The organism is Glycomyces sp. MUSA5-2 (genome assembly GCF_037034145.1).
GTDB lineage: Bacteria > Actinomycetota > Actinomycetes > Mycobacteriales > Micromonosporaceae > Glycomyces > Glycomyces artemisiae.
The window spans coordinates 801468-821481 of record NZ_JBAGKG010000002.1 but is presented as its reverse complement, the minus strand read 5'-3'; the positions used below and the strand labels follow the sequence as shown (position 1 = coordinate 821481).

The window sequence follows — 20014 nt, the reverse complement described above, 5'->3', positions numbered from 1 at the left end:
AGCCGACCGGTGCGGCTGGTGATTCTTCCCCGGTTCGCGCGTAGAAGCGACGCAGCCCCGACCTTACCTTGCGGGATCGGACATCCGACGCAACGGGGCGCGGCCCGGCCTATCCGGCCTCGGTGAGGGCGCGGCGGTCCTCCGCGAGGCGCGGCAGGGCCGCCTGGGCGGCGACGACCGCGGTCACTTCCGAGCCGACGCACAGCTCGTACCGGTCGTCGCACTCGACGGGTACGACCCACAGCTCCAGGTACAGCTCGTCGCGCACATAGCAGCCCTCCTCGCCGATGCCGCCGACGCACGTCCCCGGCTCGGCCGGGGCCCACCCGGCGTTGAGCACGGCCTCCCAGTACACCTGGGACGTGTCCTCGACGGTCCCCTCGGACTCCCAGGTGCGCATGCGGACCCGGCACTCCCCCACGCACCAGCGCGAGCCGTACGTCTCGTCGGCGACGCTCACGGCGGCCCAGGCCGGGACGGCGAGCTCGTCGGCGGCGCGGCGGGTCGGGTCGACGGTGACGGCGCGGCCGAGGAACAGGACCGCGGCCACGAGCAGCACCGCCGAGACGCCGATCGCGATGACGCCCATGCGCAGCCGCTCGATCCGGGCCCCGGTGCCCTCCAGCGCCGCCGCGAGGCGGCCCGGCCGCGGCGGGCGGTCAGTCGCCATCGGCGGGCTTCCTGCCTTCGTCGGCCTTGCGGACGATGCGGCGGAGCTTGTCGAGGCGGGGCCCGATCTCGCCTTCCAGGCCGTGGCGGGTGGGCCGGTAGTAGTCGCGTCCGGCGACGACGTCGGGCGCGTACCGCTGCGGCACGACGCCGCGCGGGTCGGCGTGCGGGTAGACGTAGGCGGCGCCGTGGCCGAGGTTCTTCGCGCCGCCGTAGTGGGCGTCGCGCAGGTCCGGCGGGACCGGTCCGATCTTCCCTTGGCGCACATCGCGGATGGCCTCGTCGATCGCGGTGATCACCGCGTTGGACTTCGGGGCGGTCGCGAGGTGGGCGACGGCCTGCGCGAGGTTGATGCGGGCCTCGGGCATGCCGATGCGCTCGACCGCGGTCGCGGCGGCGGTGGCGGTCTGGAGCGCGGTCGGGTCGGCCATGCCGACGTCCTCTGAGGCGAAGATGACGAGGCGGCGGGCGATGAACCGCGGGTCCTCCCCGGCGACGACCATGCGTGCCAGGTAGTGCATCGCGGCGTCGACGTCGGAGCCGCGGAGGCTCTTGATGAACGCGGAGGCCACGTCGTAGTGGCCGTCGCCGTCCCGGTCGTAGCGGACCGCGGCGGTGTCGATGGCGGCCTCGACGACCGCGACGGTGATGGTGTCGTCCTCGCCGACCGAGAGGGCCGCGGCTTCGAGGGCGGTCAGGGCCTTGCGGGCGTCCCCGGCGGCGGTGCGCACGAGGTGCTCGCGGGCTTCTGCCTCAAGGGTCACTTCGCCGTTCAGGCCGCGCTCGTCGGCGACGGCGCGGTCGACGAGCTCGCCGATGTCCGTGGCGTCGAGCTCCCGCAGCGTCAGGAGCACGCAGCGGCTGACCAGCGGCGCGACCACGGAGAAGTACGGGTTCTCGGTGGTGGCGGCCAGGAGCGTGATCGTGCGGTCCTCGACGGCGCCGAGGAGCGAGTCCTGCTGGGTCTTGGTGAAGCGGTGGACCTCGTCGATGAACAGGATCGTCTGAGGGCCGCCGGTGCGGCGGATGCGGCGGGCCTCGTCGATCGCGGCGCGCACGTCCTTCACGCCGGAGTTGAGGGCCGACATCGCGCGGAAGCGCCGGTCGCCGGACTGGGCGACCAGATGCGCGATCGTGGTCTTCCCGGAGCCGGGCGGGCCCCACAGGATCACCGAGAGCGGCTGGCGGCCCTCGACGACCTGCCGCAGCGGCGACCCCGCGCCGAGCAGGTGGTCCTGGCCCACGAGCTCGTCGAGGGCGCGCGGGCGCATGCGCACCGCGAGCGGCTCGTCGCCGGTGGCGGCGCCGGTGCCGAGGATGCCCGACTGCTGCGGCTCGGGCGGCTGGGCGATATCGAACAGGCCTGGTGCGTCCATCTCGCCTTCAGCGTAAGCCATGCGCATGAGCGGACCGCACAACCGAGACGTTGCTGTGGGCTGGCGTCCGGACGCGCGAAGGGCCGCCGCACCGGTGGTGCGGCGGCCCTCAAAGCGTGCGGGGCTACATGCCCGAGCGCATGAACTCCTCGAACGGGACGAGGTTGTCCGTGTCGGGGGCCGCGATGTCGTAGGAGCCGCCGATCTCGGTGATCTCGGAGGTCATCTCCATGACGATGCCGTCCATCTCGGGGAGGGCCATGGTCATCGACTTCAGCAGGCCGTTGTCGTCGAGGGTCACGGTCACCTCGGTGCCTTCGAGCGCGGTGGCGTCGGCGTCGGGGATGTCCTCGACGAAGGGGGCGAGCGCCTCGGAGTCGGCGGAGAGCGTGCCGGTGAAGGTGTTGTCGCCGGTCTCCTCGACGTTCTCCAGGCTGCTGAGCATGGTCTCGGTCTGGGCCTTGAGGTCCAGGCCGCCGAACTGGCCGTAGACCTCGGCCATGTCGCCCTCGGTCATGTCGAGGGTGAACCAGGCGTCCTCGCCGTACTGCTCGGCCATCCCGTCGAACATGCCGCCGCTGAACTGCATGTAGGCGGTGTCGCCGACGATGATCGACTCGGAGTGCATGTCGCCGAACAGGGAGGCCATGCTCGGGTCGATCTCCTCGCCCGCGGCCTCGGCCATGGCGCTCATGGAGATGTCGCCCACGGACTTGGCGTTCTCGCCGTCGACTGTGGTGGTCATGGCGACGAACTCGGAGCCGCTGACGGTCATGGACGACTCCATGACGTAGGAGTCGTCGTCGAGCCCGGTCACGGCGGCCAGCACGGCCTCCTGCGGGGACAGGGCCGCGGCGGCCTCGTTGTCCGCGGTGTCGCCGGACCCGCCTCCGGCGGTGTCGTTGGAGCCGTCGCCGCAGGCGGCGAGGCCGAGGCCGAACGCGGCGACGGCGACGACGCCGGTGAGGCGCAAGGAGGTGCGGGAGTGCATGGGTGTGCTCCTGGGGTCTGGGGATCTGCGTTCCTGCTCTGAGCTTAAGGGACGCGGGCAACGCGCCGGGGTACGGCTCCGTTCACATGACGGGTCGGTTGCCGGTGGACATCACGGGCGATACCTGCTTAGGATGGCAATTCCATCGAAATACCTCAATGTCATGATTTCTCCGCTTCCGTACCGGCACCACGAGAGAGAAGGAGCAGCCATGCGACGCAGACTGCCCGCCATCGGCGCGGCGCTCGCCGGGATCATGCTGGCCGCGGGCACCACCGCGGCGTCCGCGCAGGACGAGGCCCCCGCGCAGACCCCGGCGTTCGACTTCGCGAACGGCGACACCGTCGCCACCGGCCTCACCATCCCCTGGGGGCTCGCGTTCCTCCCGGACGGCGTCTCAGGCCTTGTGGCCGAACGCAACTCGGGCGACGTGCTGCGCATCGGCACCGATGCCGACCCGGCCGTCCTGGGGACGCTCGACGTCGTCGGCGGCACGAGCTCGATCGACGAGCGCGGGCTCCTGGGCCTGGCGGTCTCGCCGACCTTCGCGACCGACGGCTGGGTCTACGCATATCTGTCCACTGAGGAGGACAACCGGGTGGTGCGGTTCACCCTCGAATCGTTCGACCCCGTGCCGGTCGTCACCGGCATCCCCTCCGCGCTCAACCACAACGGCGGCCGCCTGGCGTTCGGACCCGACGGCAAGCTGTACATCACCACCGGCGACGCGAACGACACCGCGAACGCGCAGGACCTCGACAGCCTCGGCGGGAAGATCCTGCGGGCGAACCCCGACGGCTCAGTGCCCGAGGACAACCCGTTCGAGGGATCGCTGGTCTACACGTGGGGCAACCGCAACGTCCAGGGCCTGTCCTGGGACGCCGACGGGGACCTGTACTTCTCGGAACTGGGCCAGAACACCTGGGACGAGCTGAACTTCGGCGTCGCGGGCGGCAACTACGGCTGGCCCGAGGTCGAGGGCACCGGCGGAGGGCCCGAGTTCGTCGACCCGATCGCCACCTGGTCGACCGCGGAGGCGTCCCCTTCGGGCGCCGAGGTCGTGGGCGACACCGCCTACATCGCGGCCCTGCGCGGCCAGCGCCTGTGGACGGTCCCGGTCGCCGACGGCGAAGCGGGAGAACCGGTCGCGGTCCTTGAGTCGACCCTCGGCCGCATCCGCACGGTCGAACTCGGACCGGACGGCTGGCTGTGGGTGACCACCTCGAACGGCAACGGGACCGACAAGGTCTTGCGGTACAGGCCGATCGAGGCTTAGCGAACGCGGCGCGGCCCGCGGATCGTACATCCTATTTCCTATAGGATGTACGATCCGCGGGCCGCAATTGCGTTGCGCTGCTATTGCTACTGAGTGGCACCCTCAGTCGGGTCGGGATCGGTCGGATCACCAGTCGGATCGCCCGTGGGATCGCCCGTGGGGTCCCCAGTCGGATCGCCCGTGGGATCGCCTGTCGGCTCCTCCGTCGTGGGCTCCTCGGTGGTCGGCTCCTCGCTCGGAGTCTCCGAGGTCTCCTCGTCGGTGGTCCGGTCCCAGGTGTCGTCGTCGTCCTCGGTGGTCGTCTCCTCTTCGGTCGGCGACTCGCTCTCGGTCGTCACCGTCTCGGTGGGCGAGGTGGTGTTGTCGGTGATGTTCCCGCGGGGATCGTCGTTGTTGGTGTTGATCCACCAGATCAGGCCGCCGATGAGGGCCAGCGCCGCAACGATGCCTGCGATGATGAACCACATGGTGGCGCGGTTCTTCTCCTCGGTCTGGCCGAGCTGGCTCGTGGGCTGCGCGGCGGTGTCGCCGCCTGCGCCCGCGGCCATGGCGCCGCCGAGGAGGGCGGTCTGGTCGGAGCCGAAGTACTGGGTCTGCTGGCCGTCGGGCGGGGTCGATCCGGCGGCGGGGAGGGCGCCGGTGACGACGCGTCCTTCGCGGGCGGAGCGGGCCATGTCGGCGGCCGAGCCGTAGCGGGCGCGCGGGTCCTTCTGGAGGGCCTGGAGGACGACCTGGGCGACCCCGGGCGGGATGTCGCGGGAGAGCGGGGGCGGGGCCTGGGTCATGTGGCCGTTCATGACCGCGACGGGCGTGTCGGAGACGAACGGCGGGCGGCCCATGAGGGCCTCGTAGGCGACGATGCCGAGCGAGTAGAGGTCGCTGGCGCCGGTCAGCTCGGCGCCGTTGAGCTGCTCGGGTGAGGCGTACGCGAGGGTGCCCATGACGGTGCCGGTCTCGGTGAGGCCGGAGGCGCCGCGGGCGGCGGAGATGCCGAAGTCGACGATCTTGGCGGCGCCGGTCTCCTCGTCGACGAGGAGGTTCGCGGGCTTGATGTCGCGGTGGATGATGTCGTGGCGGTGGGCCGTCTCCAGGGCGTCGGCAGCGGCGGCGACGATCTGCATGACCTTGGCGGGCGGGAGCGGACCGCGGTCGCGGAGGATCTCGGCGAGCGACCGGCCGCGGACGAGCTCCATGACCAGGTAGGAGATGAGGCCGTCGTCGCCCTCCTCCTCGCCGTAGTCGTAGAGCGCGACGATGCCGGGCGACTGGAGGGCGGCGACGGCGCGGGCTTCGAGCTGGAACCGGGCGCGGAACTTGTCGCTGTTGGAGAGTCCGGCGTGCAAGATCTTGATGGCGACGGTGCGGCCCAGCCGGGTGTCGGTGCCCTTCCAGACCTCCCCCATGCCGCCCGCGGCCAGTCGTTCGTCCAATCGGTAGCGCCCCGCCACCGAGGTCCCGCTCTGCACGTCGAACCCGCTCCTCTTACTCCTGCATCGGCCGGATGTTACATATATCAGCCGTCAACGCGCCGCGGCCACTTCCCAAGGACTCCTGCCAGTTCGGAAAACGCTGAGGGGCGGCCGGGCACTCCGAAAACGAGTGCGGCCCGAGCCGTCGGCTCGGGCCGCGCACTACGACATCGTAGGGCTAAGAGGCAACGGGGTCGGTACCCGCTTCCTCCTCTTCCGTCTCCGGAACGTAGTCGATGCCCGCCTCTTCGCGTTGTTCGGGCGTGATCGGCGTGGGGGCCGAGGTCAGCGGGTCGAAGCCGCCGCCGGTCTTCGGGAACGCGATGACGTCGCGGATCGAGTCGGCGCCGGACAGGATCGCGCAGACGCGGTCCCATCCGAAGGCGATGCCGCCGTGCGGCGGGGCGCCGTACTTGAGGCCCTCAAGCAGGAAGCCGAACTTCTCCTTGGCGTCCTCGTGGGTGAGGCCGAGCACGTCGAACACGCGGGACTGGACCTTGCCGTCGTGGATACGGATGGACCCGCCCGCGATCTCGTTGCCGTTGCAGACGATGTCGTACGCGTACGTCAGCGCGTGCTCCGGGTCGGTCTCGAACTTGTCGATCCACTCCGGGTTCGGGGAGGTGAACGGGTGGTGGATCGCGGTCCAGCCGCCGTCGTCGGTGCGCTCGAACATGGGGGCGTCGACGACCCAGCAGAACGCCCACGCGTCGGGGTCGATGAGGCCGGTGCGCTTGCCGACTTCGAGGCGGGCGGCGCCGAGCAGCTCCTGGGCCTCGCGGCGGTCGGCGGAGGCGGCGAAGAAGACCGCGTCCCCGGCCTTGGCGCCGACGGCGTCGGCGAGCCCGGCGAGGTGCTCCTCGGAGAGGTTCTTGGCGACGGGGCCCTTCGGCTCGCCGGTCTCGGCGTTGAAGGTGATGTAGGCGAGGCCCTTGGCGCCGCGCGCCTTGGCCCAGTCCTGCCAGCCGTCGAGCTCCTTGCGGGTCTGGGATGCGCCGCCGGGCATGACGACCGCGCCGACGTAGCCGCCCGCGTCGATCGCGCCGGCGAAGACGCGGAACTCGGTGCCGCGCAGGTAGTCGGTGAGCTCGACGAGCTCCTGGCCGAAGCGCAGGTCGGGCTTGTCGGAGCCGTACCGGTCCATGGCGTCGTGCCAGGTCAGCCGCTGGATCGGGGTCGGGATCCGGTAGTCGGCGAGTTCGGACCACAGCGCGGAGACGATGCGCTCGCCGAGGGCGATCACGTCGTCCTGGTCGACGAACGAGGCCTCGATGTCGAGCTGGGTGAACTCGGGCTGGCGGTCGGCGCGGAAGTCCTCGTCGCGGTAGCAGCGGGCGATCTGGTAGTACTTCTCGAAGCCGCCGACCATGAGGAGCTGCTTGAACAGCTGCGGGGACTGCGGGAGCGCGTACCAGGAGCCGGGCCGCAGGCGGGCGGGCACGAGGAAGTCGCGGGCGCCCTCGGGGGTGGAGCGGGTGAGGGTCGGGGTCTCGACCTCGACGTAGCCCTCTTCGGCGAGGAGGTTGCGCGCGATGTGGTTGGCCTTGGAGCGCAGGCGGATCGCGTCGTTGGGGCCGGTGCGGCGCAGGTCGAGGTAGCGGTGGCGCAGGCGGATGTCCTCGGAGACGTCCACATGGTCGTCGATCTGGAACGGCAGCGGCGCGGACTCGGAGAGCACGTCGAGCGCGGTCGCGCTGATCTCGATCTCACCGGTCGGCAGGTCCGGGTTCTCGTTGCCTTCGGGGCGGCGCGCGACGGTGCCGGTGATCGACACGCAGTACTCGTTGCGCAGCTTCTGGGCGGCCTCGGCGGCCTCCGAGTCGCGGAAGACGACCTGGACGACGCCCGAGGCGTCGCGCAGATCCACGAACTCCACCCCACCGTGATCGCGGCGACGCGCCACCCATCCGGCGAGGGTGACTTGCTGGTCGACGTCAGCGGCACTCAGCGTGCCGGCGAGGTGTGTCCGATACACGGCCTCAGAACCCCTTAGCGATTGGACTGGTGAAACACCGGCGCCTGTCAAGCGCCAGCGCCAATCGTATAACCGCCGGTGCGCACCGGTCGCGCGCATATCGCCGGGCACGGCAGGGGTCACCCGGAGGGGTCGGGCCGTCAGCGAGCCCGTTCCCTCACCTTCGTTCAGCGCGCCAGAGCACTGAACCCAAGCAGGCGGACCACGACGTCGAGGAAGCGCCGCGCGTCGGCGACGATGGAGTCGGCCTCTTCGGGGGTGACGATGTCGGGGATGCCCGCTTGGGCGAGGACCCGCTTGCGGGCGGTGCGGGCGAAGTGGGAGGCCCACTCCTCCAGCTCGGGCGCGACGTTGCGCAGGAGCTCCCAGGTGCTCGACGGGCGGCCGGGGCGGCGCCTGCCGGTGGCGTCCCCGGCGCGCACGGCGAGGACGGCGACGGCGACGCGCAGCGCCGCCATGTGGGCCTCGGCGTAGCGCTCGCCGGGCCGCACGCGCTCGGCGGCGTCGTCGAGGTCGGCGCGGGCGGTGGCGAGCAGTTGCAGCGGGGAGCGGTTCGGTAGCTGGTCGGCGGGAATGCGCAGGCGGGAGTTGGAGACGGTGCCGGCCTGCACGAGTCGGGGGGAGGAGCCGGTGCCGGCGGTCGACACGGTCGATGCGGATCGGGTGGCTCCGGGTCGGGAAGCAGCCATGGTGGCCTCCTAAACCTCTGTTCGAACTTGCGTTCGAGAAATATGGAACCACAGGGGTACGACATTTCCAACCCCCAACTTCGCACAAAATCAGCGCATCGCTACGGATTGTCGCCCATCCGACAGGAGAACCCTTGCGCAGCAATGCGAAAGGGCCGCGGACAATGCAGTCCGCGGCCCATTGTGTTCCCGTCCGCGTCACGCGGTGTTCGAACAGTCCCGGCATGGGCGGCCGCGCTGGAGCCGCCCGAGCGGGCTACTCCGTGATCTCGTCCACGAGGCGCAGGTGGCCGCGCGCCTCGTCGTTGCGTCCCATCCGCTGGAGGGTGCGGCCCAGGAGCAGGCGGGCGTAGAAGTCGGCCGGATTGGCCTCGACCATCTTCTCCGAGAGCGCCAGCGCCTTGTTCAGCTGCGCCGACTTGAAGTAGGCGCGGGCCGCGACGAGCATGACGTCCGGGTGCTCCGGGTGGTCGCGCAGGAGCGGCTCCAGGAACTTCAGGGCGGCGTGCGGGTCCTTCTGGGCGAGCATCTCCTCGGCGTCGCGCAGGCGCTGGGTCTCCTCGGGGACCTGCCGTCCGCGCGCGGCGGAGTCGATGAAGGCGGCGATCTGGTCGTCGGTGATGTCGTCGGAGCGCATTCGACCCTCAACGCCCGGGGGCGCGGGATCATTCCCGGTCAGTCGTTGCGCAGGGCCGCGCCGACGACGATGACGAGCTGGAGCAGGCCGAGGGCCGCCAGGAGCATCCACGCGGTGATCGCGATCGTCACGACGCCTTCGGTCCACTCGGCGTACTGGCCGCCTCCGGCGACGGCGATCACGCCGCACGCGCCCAGGCCCAGGGCCACGACCACTTCGCGGACCGAGCGCTCCCCCATCGTGGTCATGCCGAGGTCGTTGAGGCCGACCTGCCGGGCGCGCATGCGGGTGAGGACGTACATCCAGCACAGGGCGCCGGTGACGGTGACGGCCCAGCCGGGGGCGCCGAGGAGCCACAGGGCGAGCAGCCAGGCGCCTTCGGAGCAGCGCGCGGCGAGGGGTTCGAGGACGAGGACGCGCCGCGACAGGCTCGTGGAGCGGGCGGCCAGGAGCATGTAGGAGGCGTCGGCGAGGGCCGTGACCGCCAGGAGCGGCAGGGCGATGAGGACGACGGGGCCGCCGACGACGACGCAGACGGGGATGAAGAGGCTCGCGGTGAGGCCGACGCCGACGACCGCGCCGGGCTGGAACCGGGTGGAGAGGATGACCCGGCCTACAAGGGAGTCGGCGGGCACTCGGGTGCGCATGGGTCTTGTTGTAGCAGACGGCATCACACGCGTATTCGCAGCATCGGACATAGCAGAGGACTCTACGTGTTGCGGCAGTGACCGCAATCCCCCAGTCGTGTCGTCCGGTTCCCTATGGGCGCAGGTTCTTCCAGACGCGGCGCGTCGACCGCGAGTGGTTCAGGGTCGTGAAGTGCAGCCCGGGGGCGCCTTCTTCGAGGAGGCGCGCGCCCATGGCGGTGGCGACCTCGACGCCGATGTCGCGGACCGCGTCGCGGTCGTCGGCGACGGCGCGCAGGCGCTCGGCGAGGGCCTCGGGGAAGACCATCCCGGTGAGGACCGCGAACCGCTCGATCTGCTTGATGTTCGTGATCGGCATGATGCCCGGCACGATCGGGATGTCGCATCCGGCGGCGGCGACGGCGTCGCGCAGCCGCAGGTAGTCCTCGACGTCGTAGAAGATCTGCGTGATCGCGAAGTCGGCTCCGGCGCGGCACTTCTCCACGAAGTAGCGGACCCCGGTGTCCCAGTCGACGTCGCGCGGGTGCCCGTCGGGGAACGCGGCGACGCCGACGCTGAAGTCGCCGGACTCCTTGATGAGCTCGACGAGCTCGCGGGCGTGGAGGATGCCCTCGGGGTGCTGGACCCAGTCGGCGCGCGGGTTGCCCGGCGGGTCGCCGCGCACCGCGAGGATGTTGCGGACCCCGACGTTCGCGAAGTGGCCGATGAGGTTCCGCAGCTCGGCCACGGAGTGGTCGACGGCGGTGCAGTGCGCCATCGTCAGCAGCGTCGTCTCCGAGTTGACGAGGTTGGTGGTGTCGACGGTCTTGAGCCGCGTGGACCCGCCCGCACCGTAGGTCACCGACACGTAGTCGGCGCCGAGGCGCTCCAGGTCGCGGATGGTCCGCCACAGGACGCCCTCGGCGGCCTCGTCGCGGGGCGGGAACAGCTCGAACGAGAACTTGGGCTCGCCGGACCGCAGCAGGTCGCCGATCTTGGCGGCCTTGACCGGCATCACGCTGGGCGTCCCGAGTGTCATGACCCAACGGTAACGGGACTGACACACGTGTGCTGACCTGCATTCGCGGACACCCAACAGGTGGGACGCGCGGAAGCTCGTCTAGCGTTCGGAACGTGGAGCTCAACGAGCGCGTCGACGCGGCCCTGGCGGCCTTCCTGGACCGGCAGGCCGCGGTCATCTGCGGCATCGACGAACGGCTCGGCGTCTACGCCGACGCGGTGCGCGACTTCGTGCTCGGCGGCGGGAAGCGGCTGCGGCCCGCGTTCGCGTACTGGGGCGCCCGCGGGGCGGGCCTGGAGGACTCCGACGAGCTCGTCGCCTGCGTCTCCTCCCTCGAACTGCTCCAGGCGTCCGCGCTCATGCACGACGACCTCATCGACGGCTCCGACACGCGGCGCGGCGCCCCCTCGATCCACCGCAGGTTCGCGTCCCTCCACGAGTGCGAAGGCTGGTCGGGACGGCCCCTGGAGTTCGGCTCGGCGGCCGCGATCCTCCTCGGGGACCTGTGCCTGGCCTGGTCCGACGAGCTGTTCTGCTCCGCGGGGATGCCGTTCGAGAAAGTCGCGGCCGCGCGGAGCGACTTCGACCTGATGCGCACCGAAGTGAGCGCCGGGCAGTACCTCGACGTGCTCTCTGAGGTGCGCCGGGACGTCTCCGAGGCCACCGCCGCGAAGGTCGCCCGCTACAAGTCCGCGAAGTACACGATCGAGCGGCCGCTGCTCATCGGCGCGTCCCTCGCGGGCGCCCCCGAGCGCGTCCGCGCGCACTACTCGGCGATCGGGCTGCCGCTCGGCGAGGCGTTCCAGCTCCGCGACGACGTGCTCGGCGTCTTCGGCGACCCCGCGCAGACCGGCAAGCCCGCCGGGGACGACCTGCGCGAAGGCAAGCACACGTTCCTGGTCGCGCGGGCCTGGGCCGCGGCCGACGCGGGCCGCCGGGCGGCCCTGGACGCCGGGCTCGGGGACCCGGACCTCGACGCCGAGGGCGTGGCGCGGCTGCGCGCGGTCCTCATGGACACCGGCGCGCTGGCGGACACCGAGCACCGCATCGAGGCGCTCGCCGCGGAAGCGGAAGCGGCCCTGGAGGACTCGCGGGCCGACGTCGACCCCGCGGCCCTGGAGGTCTTCGCGGGCCTCCTCGTGAAGGCCGTGAAGCGCGACTTCTAGGCCGGCGGCCGCGGCCTCAGGCTGCGACACCGCTTCAGAGGTCGGCGAGCCTGCGGCGGAGGTCGGCGGCGCCGGCGTGGCCGATGTCGGTGAGGATTCCCAGCGCCTCCTGCAACGCCTCGCGGGCGGCGTCGGGGTCGCCGGCCGAGAGGTGGAGTTCACCGAGAGACGAGAGCACCTCGCCCTCTCCTCGGCGCGATCCGGCTTCGCGAACGCGTGCGAGGGCCAGGTCGTAACAGGAGCGTGCGCGTTCGTACCGGCCGAGGCGATGGTGGATGAAGCCGAGGCTGTCCAATACGGCGGCCTCCAGGTGGGGGCGGAGGTCGGATTCGACCGCTTGGCAGGCATCGAGTGCTCGTTCGCAGTATTCGATCGCCTCCTTGTACTCGCCGAGCTGGGCGTGATACCAGCCGACCGCGTTCAGCGCGCGGGACACGCCGATGCGGCTGCCTTGTGAACTGGAGAGCTCCAGAAACCACTGGGAGTGTTCAAGTGCCGCGCCGTGATGTCCTTGCAGCGCGGCCAGGTTGGCGAGACCGTGGTGGGTGGCCGCCTGCGCGATGCGGTCTTCGGCCGCGACGGCGAGCCGCAACGCCCGGAGCAGGTGCGCCCGGCTGTCCTCGAAACGCCCGAGCCCCGTATAGCTCCAGGCCAGGACCCGGTGGGAGTGGACCTGCGCGGCCGAATCGCCGATCCGCTCCGCGGCGCCCAGGGCTGCGAGCTGGAGGACGACCTGGTCGCGCATGTGGCCGCGCACGTAGTAGAAGCCGGAGAGCGCCCAGCCGGACTGCCAGACCTGGACGTCGAGTTCGCCTGCCGGTTGGCGGAGCACGACGGCGGCCATGCCCGCATGCTCCGCTTGGAACCAGGCCCGCGCCGCCTCCCGCTCGGTGAGGGATTCGGGGGCGGTGCCGGGACTCGGCACTCCCAGCGGGATGGCGAGCTCGTCGATGCTCGGCCGAATCATCGCGGCCGCAGGGCAGGCGGTGTGCGTGTAATGGTCCAGCAGCCGCCGCATGGCCTTTCGGCGCTCGGCCTCCGAGTCGGTGCGCTCGGCCAGCGCGGTGGCGTGCTCCCGGAGGAGGTCGTGGAGGGAGTAGCGGCCTTCGAGGCTCTTGGTGAGCAGGCTGGCCCGGGTCAGTTCCATCAGGGCGGCGGCGGTGTCGTCGGCGCTCATGCCGGTGAGGCTGGTCGCCAGTGCCGGGGACAGGTCGAGGCCCGGGTGGAGGCCGAGGAGGCGGTAGGTGCGCTGCGCCGGGGCGGAGAGGTGGCGGTAGGACCGGTCGAAGACCACGGCGACCGAGGTGGACGGGTCGGTGGGGCCGACGTTCAAGCGGCCGAGTCGGTTCTCGGTGAGCATGCGGGCGTAGTCGCCGACGGAGGCGGTCCGTGCGTGGTGGGTTCGGTGGTTCGCGGCCGCGATGTGGATGGCGAGCGGCAGGCGGCCGCAGGCGTCGGCGAAGGCCGCTATCTCGTCTGCTTCGGCGTCGTTGGCGATCGGCCGTCCCAGGAGGCCGCGCAGGAGCGAGGCGGCTTCGGCGCCTGAAAGGGTGTCCAGGGGCAGGTGGACGGCGCCGGAGTGGGTGGCGCGCAGTCCGTCGAGCTGGCTGCGGCTGGTGATGAGGACCAGGCAGTCCGGCTCGGTCGGTATGAGCGGGCGGACCTGCGGTTCGGCGTGGGCGTTGTCCAGCACGATCAGCATTCGCTTGCCGCGCAGTGCCTCCTGGTAGCGCGCGGCCAGTGCGTCGGGGTCGTCCGGCACGGCCTCCGGGTCGACGCCCAGTTGTTCGAGCAGGCCGGCGAGCGCCTGGTGCGGGTCGGTCGGAGGCAGATCGGCGTAGCCGTTGAGGTTGACGTACAGGCAGCCGTCGACGAAGCGCGCTTTGACCGCCCGGCTGCGCGCCCAGTGCACGGCGAGCGCGGTCTTGCCGACGCCGCCGATGCCGGTGAGCGCGGCGACGACCACCGACCGGCCGCGCCGGTGCTCGCGCAGCAGGCGGTCCAGGCGTCGCTGCTCTTGGTTGCGGCCGAAGAAGGCCCTGTCGTCGGCCGGGAGTGCGCGGGAGGCCCAGTCGGCGACGGGCTTCTCGGCGTTGAGGGAGGTGCCGGTGAGGCGGCGGCGGACTTCGTCGAGCTCGACGCGCTCGCGCAGGCTCAGACCCAGTCGCGGGTTGCTGAGGAGCTGGTCGAAGCGGTCGGGGGCGTCGCCGGTCGGGGGCTTGGGGAGGTACTCGCCGCGGATCCAGTAGTAGATCGTCACCCGGCTGACGTTCTCGGTGGTCTCGGCGATCTGCCGGACACTGCATCCGGAGTCGGCGATGCGGGCGCGCAGCCAGCCGCCGAGCTTGGCCGGGGTGTCGAGGTGGGCGAACGCGCCGTCCTCGTCGCCGGGTCGGTGGCCGGCGAGCCAGGACCGGACGGTCTCCTCGCTCACGCCGAGCTCGTCGGCCACTTCGGCGACGGTCCGGCCGCTGTCGGAGAGGTGCACGGCCAGCCAGGAGGAGAGCTGCGCGATGGCGCTGCCGGATCGGCGGGGTTCGGGATTCACGGGTCTCCGCTGGCGGGGGCGGCGGACGGGCGAGTTCAAGATAGTTCAGCGGAAGCTTGCCGTCAACGGCCGCAGCGGATGCAATGGCGTCGTCCGTCACAGTTCCTCCCCGACGGTCCCACCCGTCCCGGCTTCGGGTCGACACCTAGGAGACGCATGTCAGAGCAGGCGGCCCGATTCCGCGACGTGTTCGCCGTCGGCGAGTTCCGGGTGCTCTGGATCGCTCAGGCGCAGTCGCGCATCGGCGACCAGTTCGCGCGGGTCGCGCTGTCGCTGCTGGTGTTCGAACGGACCTCGTCGGCGGCGCTCACCGCGCTGGTCTACGCCTCGACCTACCTGCCGCCGCTGCTCACCGCACCCCTGCTCGCGGGCCTGGCGGACCGGTACTCACGCCGCACCGTCATGTGGACTGTGGACGTACTGCGGGCGGTCCTCATCGGGCTCATGGCAGTTCCGGCAATGCCGCTGCCGGTGCTCGGCCTCCTCGTGGTGGCCGTCGCCTGCCCCGAACCGCTGTTCTCCTCCGCCCGCATCGCGACCCTCCCCAAAGTCCTGCCCGGCGGGCGCTACCAGGTCGGCATGGGCATCACCGGCGCCACGGACGGCATCGCGCAGATCGCCGGGTTCGCCCTGGGCGGGGTCGTCGTGGCCGCCACCGGCAGCCCGCATCTGGTCCTGGCCGTCAACGCGCTCACCTTCCTGGTCTCGGCCGCACTCGTGCGCTGTGGCCTGCGCCCGCACCTGCCCGAGACCGGCGGGGACACCGGGAACAGCGCCCCGAAGGGCCGGTTCGCCCTGGCCGGGGTCCGGCTCGTGGCGAGGAACCGGAGCCTGATGGGCCTGGCCGCGCTGGCTTGGACGTTCGGGTTCTACGTCGTGCCCGAATCGCTCGCCGCCCCGTACGTCGCCGAGATCGGCGCGGGAGCGTCCGCCGTCGGCCTGCTCATGGCGGCCGACGTCGCCGGGATGGCGATCGGCGGACTCCTGGTGGCCCGTCTGGGAACCGAGGTGCGGCGGCGGCTGACGGTGCCGCTCGCCTTCGCCGCCGGGCTCCCGCTCGTCGTGACGTTCGCCGAGCCGGGCGTCTGGGCTGCGGTAGCGCTGTGGGCGGTCTCCGGCCTGTGTTCGAGCTTCGTCGTCATCGCCGAGGTCAGGTTCGTGCTCCAGGTGCCCGACGAGATCCGCGCCCGCGCCATCGGCTTCGCCGCCGCCGGCCTCCAGACCGCCCAGGGGCTGGGGATGGCGCTCGCCGGCGTCCTCGCCGAAGCGCTGTCCCCGGCCTTGTCGATCGCGTTGTGCGGCGCGGCCGGTTCGGTCGTCGCGCTCGCGATCGGCCTCGTCTTCAGGCTCGCCGCACCGGACGAGCCGCAAGTCTCCGAGCGGTCGGCGCCTCCCGCCGAGGACCGTTCGGAACCGGTCAGGACATGAGCGACACAGGAGAGGAGGGAACACGATGAACCACATACAGAAGGACACGAGCTGGGGCAAGGACACCAGCTGGGGCAAGGACACCAGTTGGGGTAAGGACACCAGTTGGGGTAAGGACTCCAGCTGGGGCACCTGCTAAGCGCGACCCCGAGGGGCCCGTGCCGAATTCTCGGCACGGGCCCGACGGCGTCCTGAGCCGACCGGCCTCAGCCCGTGACATCATTCCGGCCGTCAGTGGACGATCGCCGTCTCGCCCGGTCCCCCGTTCGGAGTCGGTCGTTCGCATGACCCCCGCACGGGTGACCTGACGGTTACCCTTCGTCGCCCCGATCGTTGATCCGAGTGAAGGACACGAACGGACGGTGGGAGACACGTGGGACTCTTCGGTGCCATCGGGCGCGAGACCAAGGGCGCGGTCCGCTCGCTCGGCTACGACCTGCGCCGCTCGAAGCGGTTCCGGCGGATCGGGGTGATCGCGGTGGCGACCGTCGCCGGCGGGGTCATCGCGACCGGCGCGCTCGTGCGCGGCGGCGCGGGTGTGCCGGGCATCGCCGACGGCGACGACGCGGACATCATCGAGGGCTGGTTCGGGCTCGGCTCGGACACGACTGGCCAGGACGCCGAAGCGGCCGGCACGGCCGCGGAGGAGGAGGCGCCCCGGGGCGGCGACGCCGCCGACCCGAGCGCGGAGGAGTCGACCGCTGGAGCGGCGACCCAGGGCCGCGGGAGCGGCGGCGGCACGGGCGGCCGCTCCCCCGACCTGGTGCCCATCGGCGGCGACGACGGCACCCGCGGCCCCACCGAGGAGGAGAGCTCCCCGACCCAGGAGCCGACGACGGAGGAGCCCACCGAGGAGCCGACGGAGACGACGCCCACGGAGGAGCCCACCAGCGGCGAGCCGACCCAGGAGCCGACGAGCGAGGCGCCGACGACCGACCCGGGCTCGTCCGAGTCGGTGACCATGAGCCACACGCCGAGCGAGGAGCCGTCGAGCGAGTCGGCGAGCGCGCCCGCGCAGGCCGAGAAGGGCTCGGTCGCCCCGATCCCCCGCAAGGGCCCGGTCGGCGGCTGACCCCTCCTACTTCTTCGCCGCCACAGCGCCTTTGGCCTGGTCGAGCTCGGCCCTGATCGCGGTGATGTTGCGCTTGACGGCGGCCACGTCGGGGCTGTCGCCGTCCCGGTCGCCGCGGCGCTGGTCGCGGGCGACGAGCGTCGCCAGGCTCACCAGCTCGTGCTGGAGCTGACGCAGCAGCTGGGAGGCGTCCTTGCCCCAGCGCTTCTGGGCCCGCTTGCGGGCCTTGCGCCGCGAGTGCAGCGACCGCATCTCGGTGAGGTCCTCGGTCGTGATCACCGCTTCGTCCTCATCGGACATGGTGGTGACGAACCAGCGCCATTCGGCGCGGGCCGCGAAGTGGTACAGGACGAAGAACAGGCCGAGGATGATCAGGCCCTTGCCGTAGGTCAGCGGGATCGCGAGCCCCGCGGGGAACGAGGACGGCATCGGCAGGTTCCACAGGCCGTGCATCGCCAGCGCGAGCGCGAACAGGCCGACCATGACGCCCAGGCGGGTGCTGAACGAGCGCCGCGTCTGGGTCACGAAGAACGCGATGCCGAGCCCGGCCGCGCCGGTGTACAGCGGGTGCGAGAACGGGGCGGCGACGAGCACGCGCGTGAACGTCACCGTGAGCGCCCCGGCCATGTCGGAGTTGGGGTTCAGGGCCGCGAAGTTCACCGCGTACGTGAGGTTCTCGACGACCTGGAAGCCGAGGCCGACGAGCGCGCCGTAGATGAGGCCGTCGATGGAGCGGTCGAAGTGCTCGCGCACGATGAGCACGAGCATGACCACGCCGAGGGCCTTGAGCCACTCCTCGTTGATCGGGCCGACGATCGCGGGCCCCCAGGTGCGGGCCCATTTGGCGTCGGCGAGTTCGGCGAGGACGACGAGCGCGGCGTTGTTGGCGAGCATCGCGAGCGCGACGGCGACGATGCCGCCCCAGGCCATCGCGGCCGCGCGCACGGTCGGCGGTTCGCGTTCGAACAGGTCCAGGCGGGAGAGGATCTGGAGGAACACGATCGCGAGGACGGCGTTGACGGCGATGGAGGCCCACAGGGCGGTCGCGATGTCGCCGTAGTCGGGCGAGAAGATCCGGCCGAGTTCGAGCAGGCCGTAGACGAGGCAGGCGACGAACAGCCAGTAGGCGGGTCGCCTGATGCGGATGAACGCGCCCTGGGACTCGACGACGACGCGTTCGGTGCGGACGGTCACTTGCCCTCCAGCTCGAAGGTGGCGACGTACGGCTCGGGGTCGACGTCGGCGGCGGCGGGGTCGGCGCCGGGGGCGATGAGGACGAGGATCGCGGCGGCGCCCTTGTCGTTGCCCACCACGGTGATCGACCCGGCGGAGTCGATGCCGATGATGTCGGCGCGGTACCCGGCGAGCCCGGCGGCCGCGTCGGTGTAGGCGCGGATGTTGTTGTAGATGTAGCCGTTCTGGGCGATGACGGGCTGGACGCGGCGGTCGAGGAGCCGTTCGAGGCTGTCGACGCCGGAGTCGACCTCGACGGAGGCGGTGAGGTGGTCGCGCACGAAGTTCTGGCGCTGGTCGGCGAAGTGGACGCCGGGGCTGGTCCAGCCGGAGCCGGGCAGCTCGTATTCGAGGCTGGCCCCGGCGACGGGGTAGGACTGGAGGAACAGGGTGTCGCCTTCGCCGATGTTCTGCACGGAGTCCCCAAGGGCCCGTTCGAGTCCGATCCACACGGCGACGGGCAGGACGACGGCGACGGCGGCCACCACGGCCTGCCACATGCGGCCGCGCTCCAGCCCCAGCCGGTTCAGCCGGATCGTGACCTCAGCCAATGCGTCCCCTCCCCGAGCCATTGACACACGTGGAATCAAAGGTACGGGAAGGGGACCATGGTTTGTCCGGTTTTCACGCGGACGCGGAGTCCGCTGTCGGGTAGCTGACTGTGCCGCGGGAACGCGCGCGTCGCCGCTGGTCAGTCGAGCTTGGTGATCCAGTTGTGGGTGTCCTCGGTGCGCCCGTACTGGAGGTCCAGGAGCGTCTGGCGCAGCTGCATCGTGAACTTCCCGGCCTCGCCGCCGCCGATGGTGAACGAGCCCTTGCGTCCCTTGACGGTGCCCACGGGCGTGATGACGGCGGCGGTGCCGCACGCGAACGCCTCGGTGAGCAGGCCCGACTCGGCGTCGTCCCGCCAGCGGTCGATCGAGTACTTCGTCTCGCGGACCTCCCACCCGGCCTCGGTGGCGAGCGTGAGGATCGCGTCGCGGGTGATCCCGGCGAGGATGGTGCCGAGCTCGGGGGTGTAGAGCACCCGCTCGTTCTCGTAGGCGAAGAACAGGTTCATGCCGCCGAGTTCGTCGACGTACTTGTACTCCACGGCGTCCAGGAAGATGACCTGGTCGCAGCCGTGCTCGATCGCCTCGGACTGGGGCAGGAGGCTCGCGGCGTAGTTGCCGCCGGCCTTCGCCGCGCCGGTGCCGCCCGGTCCGGCCCGGTTGTACTCCTCGGACACCCACAGCGTCAGGGGCTTGGGGCCGCCCTTGAAGTACGCGGCGGCCGGGGAGGCGATGAGGAGGTACAGGTACTCCTTCGCGGGCCGCACGCCGAGGAACGACTCGGAGGCGATCATGTACGGGCGCAGGTAGAGGGTGGCCTCGTCCTGGCTCGGGACCCAGTCGCCGTCCGCGGCGAGCAGCTCGCGGATCGAGGCGAGGAACCACTCCTCGGGGAGGTGCGGCATCGCCATGCGGTCTGCGGAGATGTTGAGGCGCCGCGCGTTCGCCTCGGCGCGGAACAGGCCCAGGGAGCCGTCCTCGTGGCGGTAGGCCTTGAGGCCCTCGAAGATCTCCTGGGCGTAGTGCAGGACCGCGGCCGCCGGGGAGAGCGTGAGCGGGCCGAACGGCTTCAGGGTCGCGCTGTGCCAGCCGCGGCCCTCGGTCCAGGTCATGGTGAACATGTGGTCGGTGAACACGGTCCCGAAGACGGGGTTGGCGAGGATCGCCTCGCGCTCGGCGTCCGGGGTCGGGTTCGGGTGCGGCTCGCGCCTGAGGTCGGGAAGACCGTCGGTGGTCATGATCTGTCCTTCGGATTCACAAGGTCGGGTGTGTGCTTGTCGTTACTGG

General features: G+C 71.3%; 17 protein-coding genes. 4 read left to right on the top strand and 13 right to left on the bottom strand.

Translation table 11 applies throughout. The features are described 5' to 3' along the window. Positions 1-109 precede the first annotated feature (109 nt). The 3 genes from WA640_RS09375 to WA640_RS09365 form a co-directional block, all read right to left on the bottom strand. Entirely contained in the window at positions 110-670 is a 561-nt protein-coding gene (locus WA640_RS09375) for a hypothetical protein (RefSeq protein ID WP_106364525.1), read from the bottom strand. Beyond that, positions 660-2066 carry a replication-associated recombination protein A gene (locus WA640_RS09370; RefSeq protein WP_335987385.1) on the bottom strand — a complete coding sequence of 469 codons (1407 nt, stop codon included), beginning with the start codon at positions 2064-2066 and terminating at the stop codon, positions 660-662. Before WA640_RS09370 ends, WA640_RS09375 begins: the two co-directional genes overlap by 11 nt. Before the next feature lie 103 nt (positions 2067-2169). After that, the gene (locus tag WA640_RS09365; protein WP_335987383.1) at positions 2170-3036 is read right to left on the bottom strand and encodes a hypothetical protein; all 867 of its coding nucleotides are present in this window, start codon (positions 3034-3036) and stop codon (positions 2170-2172) included. 211 nt (positions 3037-3247) lie between these two features. On the opposite strand from WA640_RS09365, the gene WA640_RS09360 reads away from it, so the two are divergent. Beyond that, positions 3248-4312 (top strand): PQQ-dependent sugar dehydrogenase, encoded by a 1065-nt coding sequence (locus WA640_RS09360; protein WP_335987382.1) that lies wholly within the window; start codon positions 3248-3250, stop codon positions 4310-4312. Positions 4313-4398: 86 nt separating this feature from the next. Here WA640_RS09360 and WA640_RS09355 read toward each other — a convergent pair whose 3' ends face one another. From WA640_RS09355 to metF, 6 genes are all read right to left on the bottom strand, one after another. Continuing rightward, complete coding sequence (locus WA640_RS09355; RefSeq protein ID WP_335987381.1) at positions 4399-5742, bottom strand: serine/threonine-protein kinase; 1344 nt, start codon at positions 5740-5742, stop codon at positions 4399-4401. 217 nt (positions 5743-5959) lie between these two features. Further along, complete coding sequence (aspS, locus tag WA640_RS09350; RefSeq protein ID WP_335987380.1) at positions 5960-7756, bottom strand: aspartate--tRNA ligase; 1797 nt, start codon at positions 7754-7756, stop codon at positions 5960-5962. A gap of 167 nt (positions 7757-7923) precedes the next feature. Further along, positions 7924-8445: an SAV_6107 family HEPN domain-containing protein gene (locus tag WA640_RS09345; RefSeq protein WP_181245789.1), complete on the bottom strand. Its 522-nt coding sequence runs from the start codon at positions 8443-8445 to the stop codon at positions 7924-7926. A 256-nt stretch (positions 8446-8701) separates the two neighbouring features. Then, a complete protein-coding gene (locus tag WA640_RS09340; protein ID WP_106364519.1) occupies positions 8702-9082 on the bottom strand; it encodes a tetratricopeptide repeat protein in 381 nt (126 codons plus the stop codon). A 38-nt stretch (positions 9083-9120) separates the two neighbouring features. Next, entirely contained in the window at positions 9121-9729 is a 609-nt protein-coding gene (locus WA640_RS09335; RefSeq protein WP_106364518.1) for a hypothetical protein, read from the bottom strand. A gap of 112 nt (positions 9730-9841) precedes the next feature. Then, the gene (metF, locus tag WA640_RS09330) at positions 9842-10747 is read right to left on the bottom strand and encodes a methylenetetrahydrofolate reductase [NAD(P)H] (RefSeq protein WP_106364517.1); all 906 of its coding nucleotides are present in this window, start codon (positions 10745-10747) and stop codon (positions 9842-9844) included. A 95-nt stretch (positions 10748-10842) separates the two neighbouring features. Between metF and WA640_RS09325 the strand changes: the two genes are divergently transcribed. Further along, a complete protein-coding gene (locus tag WA640_RS09325; RefSeq protein ID WP_335987378.1) occupies positions 10843-11895 on the top strand; it encodes a polyprenyl synthetase family protein in 1053 nt (350 codons plus the stop codon). Positions 11896-11929: 34 nt separating this feature from the next. Here WA640_RS09325 and WA640_RS09320 read toward each other — a convergent pair whose 3' ends face one another. Then, the gene (locus WA640_RS09320; protein ID WP_335987377.1) at positions 11930-14443 is read right to left on the bottom strand and encodes a tetratricopeptide repeat protein; all 2514 of its coding nucleotides are present in this window, start codon (positions 14441-14443) and stop codon (positions 11930-11932) included. 156 nt (positions 14444-14599) lie between these two features. Here WA640_RS09320 and WA640_RS09315 point away from each other — a divergent pair, with 156 nt between their 5' ends. Further along, complete coding sequence (locus WA640_RS09315) at positions 14600-15871, top strand: MFS transporter (RefSeq protein ID WP_335987376.1); 1272 nt, start codon at positions 14600-14602, stop codon at positions 15869-15871. A gap of 373 nt (positions 15872-16244) precedes the next feature. Beyond that, positions 16245-16943 (top strand): hypothetical protein, encoded by a 699-nt coding sequence (locus WA640_RS09310; protein ID WP_335987375.1) that lies wholly within the window; start codon positions 16245-16247, stop codon positions 16941-16943. A gap of 6 nt (positions 16944-16949) precedes the next feature. Here WA640_RS09310 and WA640_RS09305 read toward each other — a convergent pair whose 3' ends face one another. The 3 genes from WA640_RS09305 to WA640_RS09295 form a co-directional block, all read right to left on the bottom strand. Next, positions 16950-18137, bottom strand: coding sequence for a PrsW family intramembrane metalloprotease (locus tag WA640_RS09305; protein ID WP_106364512.1), 1188 nt, complete (start codon positions 18135-18137; stop codon positions 16950-16952). Further along, on the bottom strand, positions 18134-18727 hold the full coding sequence (locus WA640_RS09300; protein ID WP_335987374.1) for a hypothetical protein: 594 nt from the start codon (positions 18725-18727) through the stop codon (positions 18134-18136). Before WA640_RS09300 ends, WA640_RS09305 begins: the two co-directional genes overlap by 4 nt. A 140-nt stretch (positions 18728-18867) precedes the next feature. Further along, the gene (locus WA640_RS09295; RefSeq protein WP_106364510.1) at positions 18868-19965 is read right to left on the bottom strand and encodes a branched-chain amino acid aminotransferase; all 1098 of its coding nucleotides are present in this window, start codon (positions 19963-19965) and stop codon (positions 18868-18870) included. Positions 19966-20014 lie beyond the last annotated feature (49 nt).

What these genes read in the sequence shown, in the direction of transcription:
- WA640_RS09375 (WP_106364525.1), bottom strand. Translation starts at nt 670, where the DNA reads ATGGCGACTGACCGCCCGCCGCGGCCGGGCCGCCTCGCGGCGGCGCTG.
- WA640_RS09370 (WP_335987385.1), bottom strand. Translation starts at nt 2,066, where the DNA reads ATGGCTTACGCTGAAGGCGAGATGGACGCACCAGGCCTGTTCGATATC.
- WA640_RS09365 (WP_335987383.1), bottom strand. Translation starts at nt 3,036, where the DNA reads ATGCACTCCCGCACCTCCTTGCGCCTCACCGGCGTCGTCGCCGTCGCC.
- WA640_RS09360 (WP_335987382.1), top strand. Translation starts at nt 3,248, where the DNA reads ATGCGACGCAGACTGCCCGCCATCGGCGCGGCGCTCGCCGGGATCATG.
- WA640_RS09345 (WP_181245789.1), bottom strand. Translation starts at nt 8,445, where the DNA reads ATGGCTGCTTCCCGACCCGGAGCCACCCGATCCGCATCGACCGTGTCG.
- WA640_RS09340 (WP_106364519.1), bottom strand. Translation starts at nt 9,082, where the DNA reads ATGCGCTCCGACGACATCACCGACGACCAGATCGCCGCCTTCATCGAC.
- WA640_RS09335 (WP_106364518.1), bottom strand. Translation starts at nt 9,729, where the DNA reads ATGCGCACCCGAGTGCCCGCCGACTCCCTTGTAGGCCGGGTCATCCTC.
- metF (WP_106364517.1), bottom strand. Translation starts at nt 10,747, where the DNA reads ATGACACTCGGGACGCCCAGCGTGATGCCGGTCAAGGCCGCCAAGATC.
- WA640_RS09315 (WP_335987376.1), top strand. Translation starts at nt 14,600, where the DNA reads ATGTCAGAGCAGGCGGCCCGATTCCGCGACGTGTTCGCCGTCGGCGAG.
- WA640_RS09295 (WP_106364510.1), bottom strand. Translation starts at nt 19,965, where the DNA reads ATGACCACCGACGGTCTTCCCGACCTCAGGCGCGAGCCGCACCCGAAC.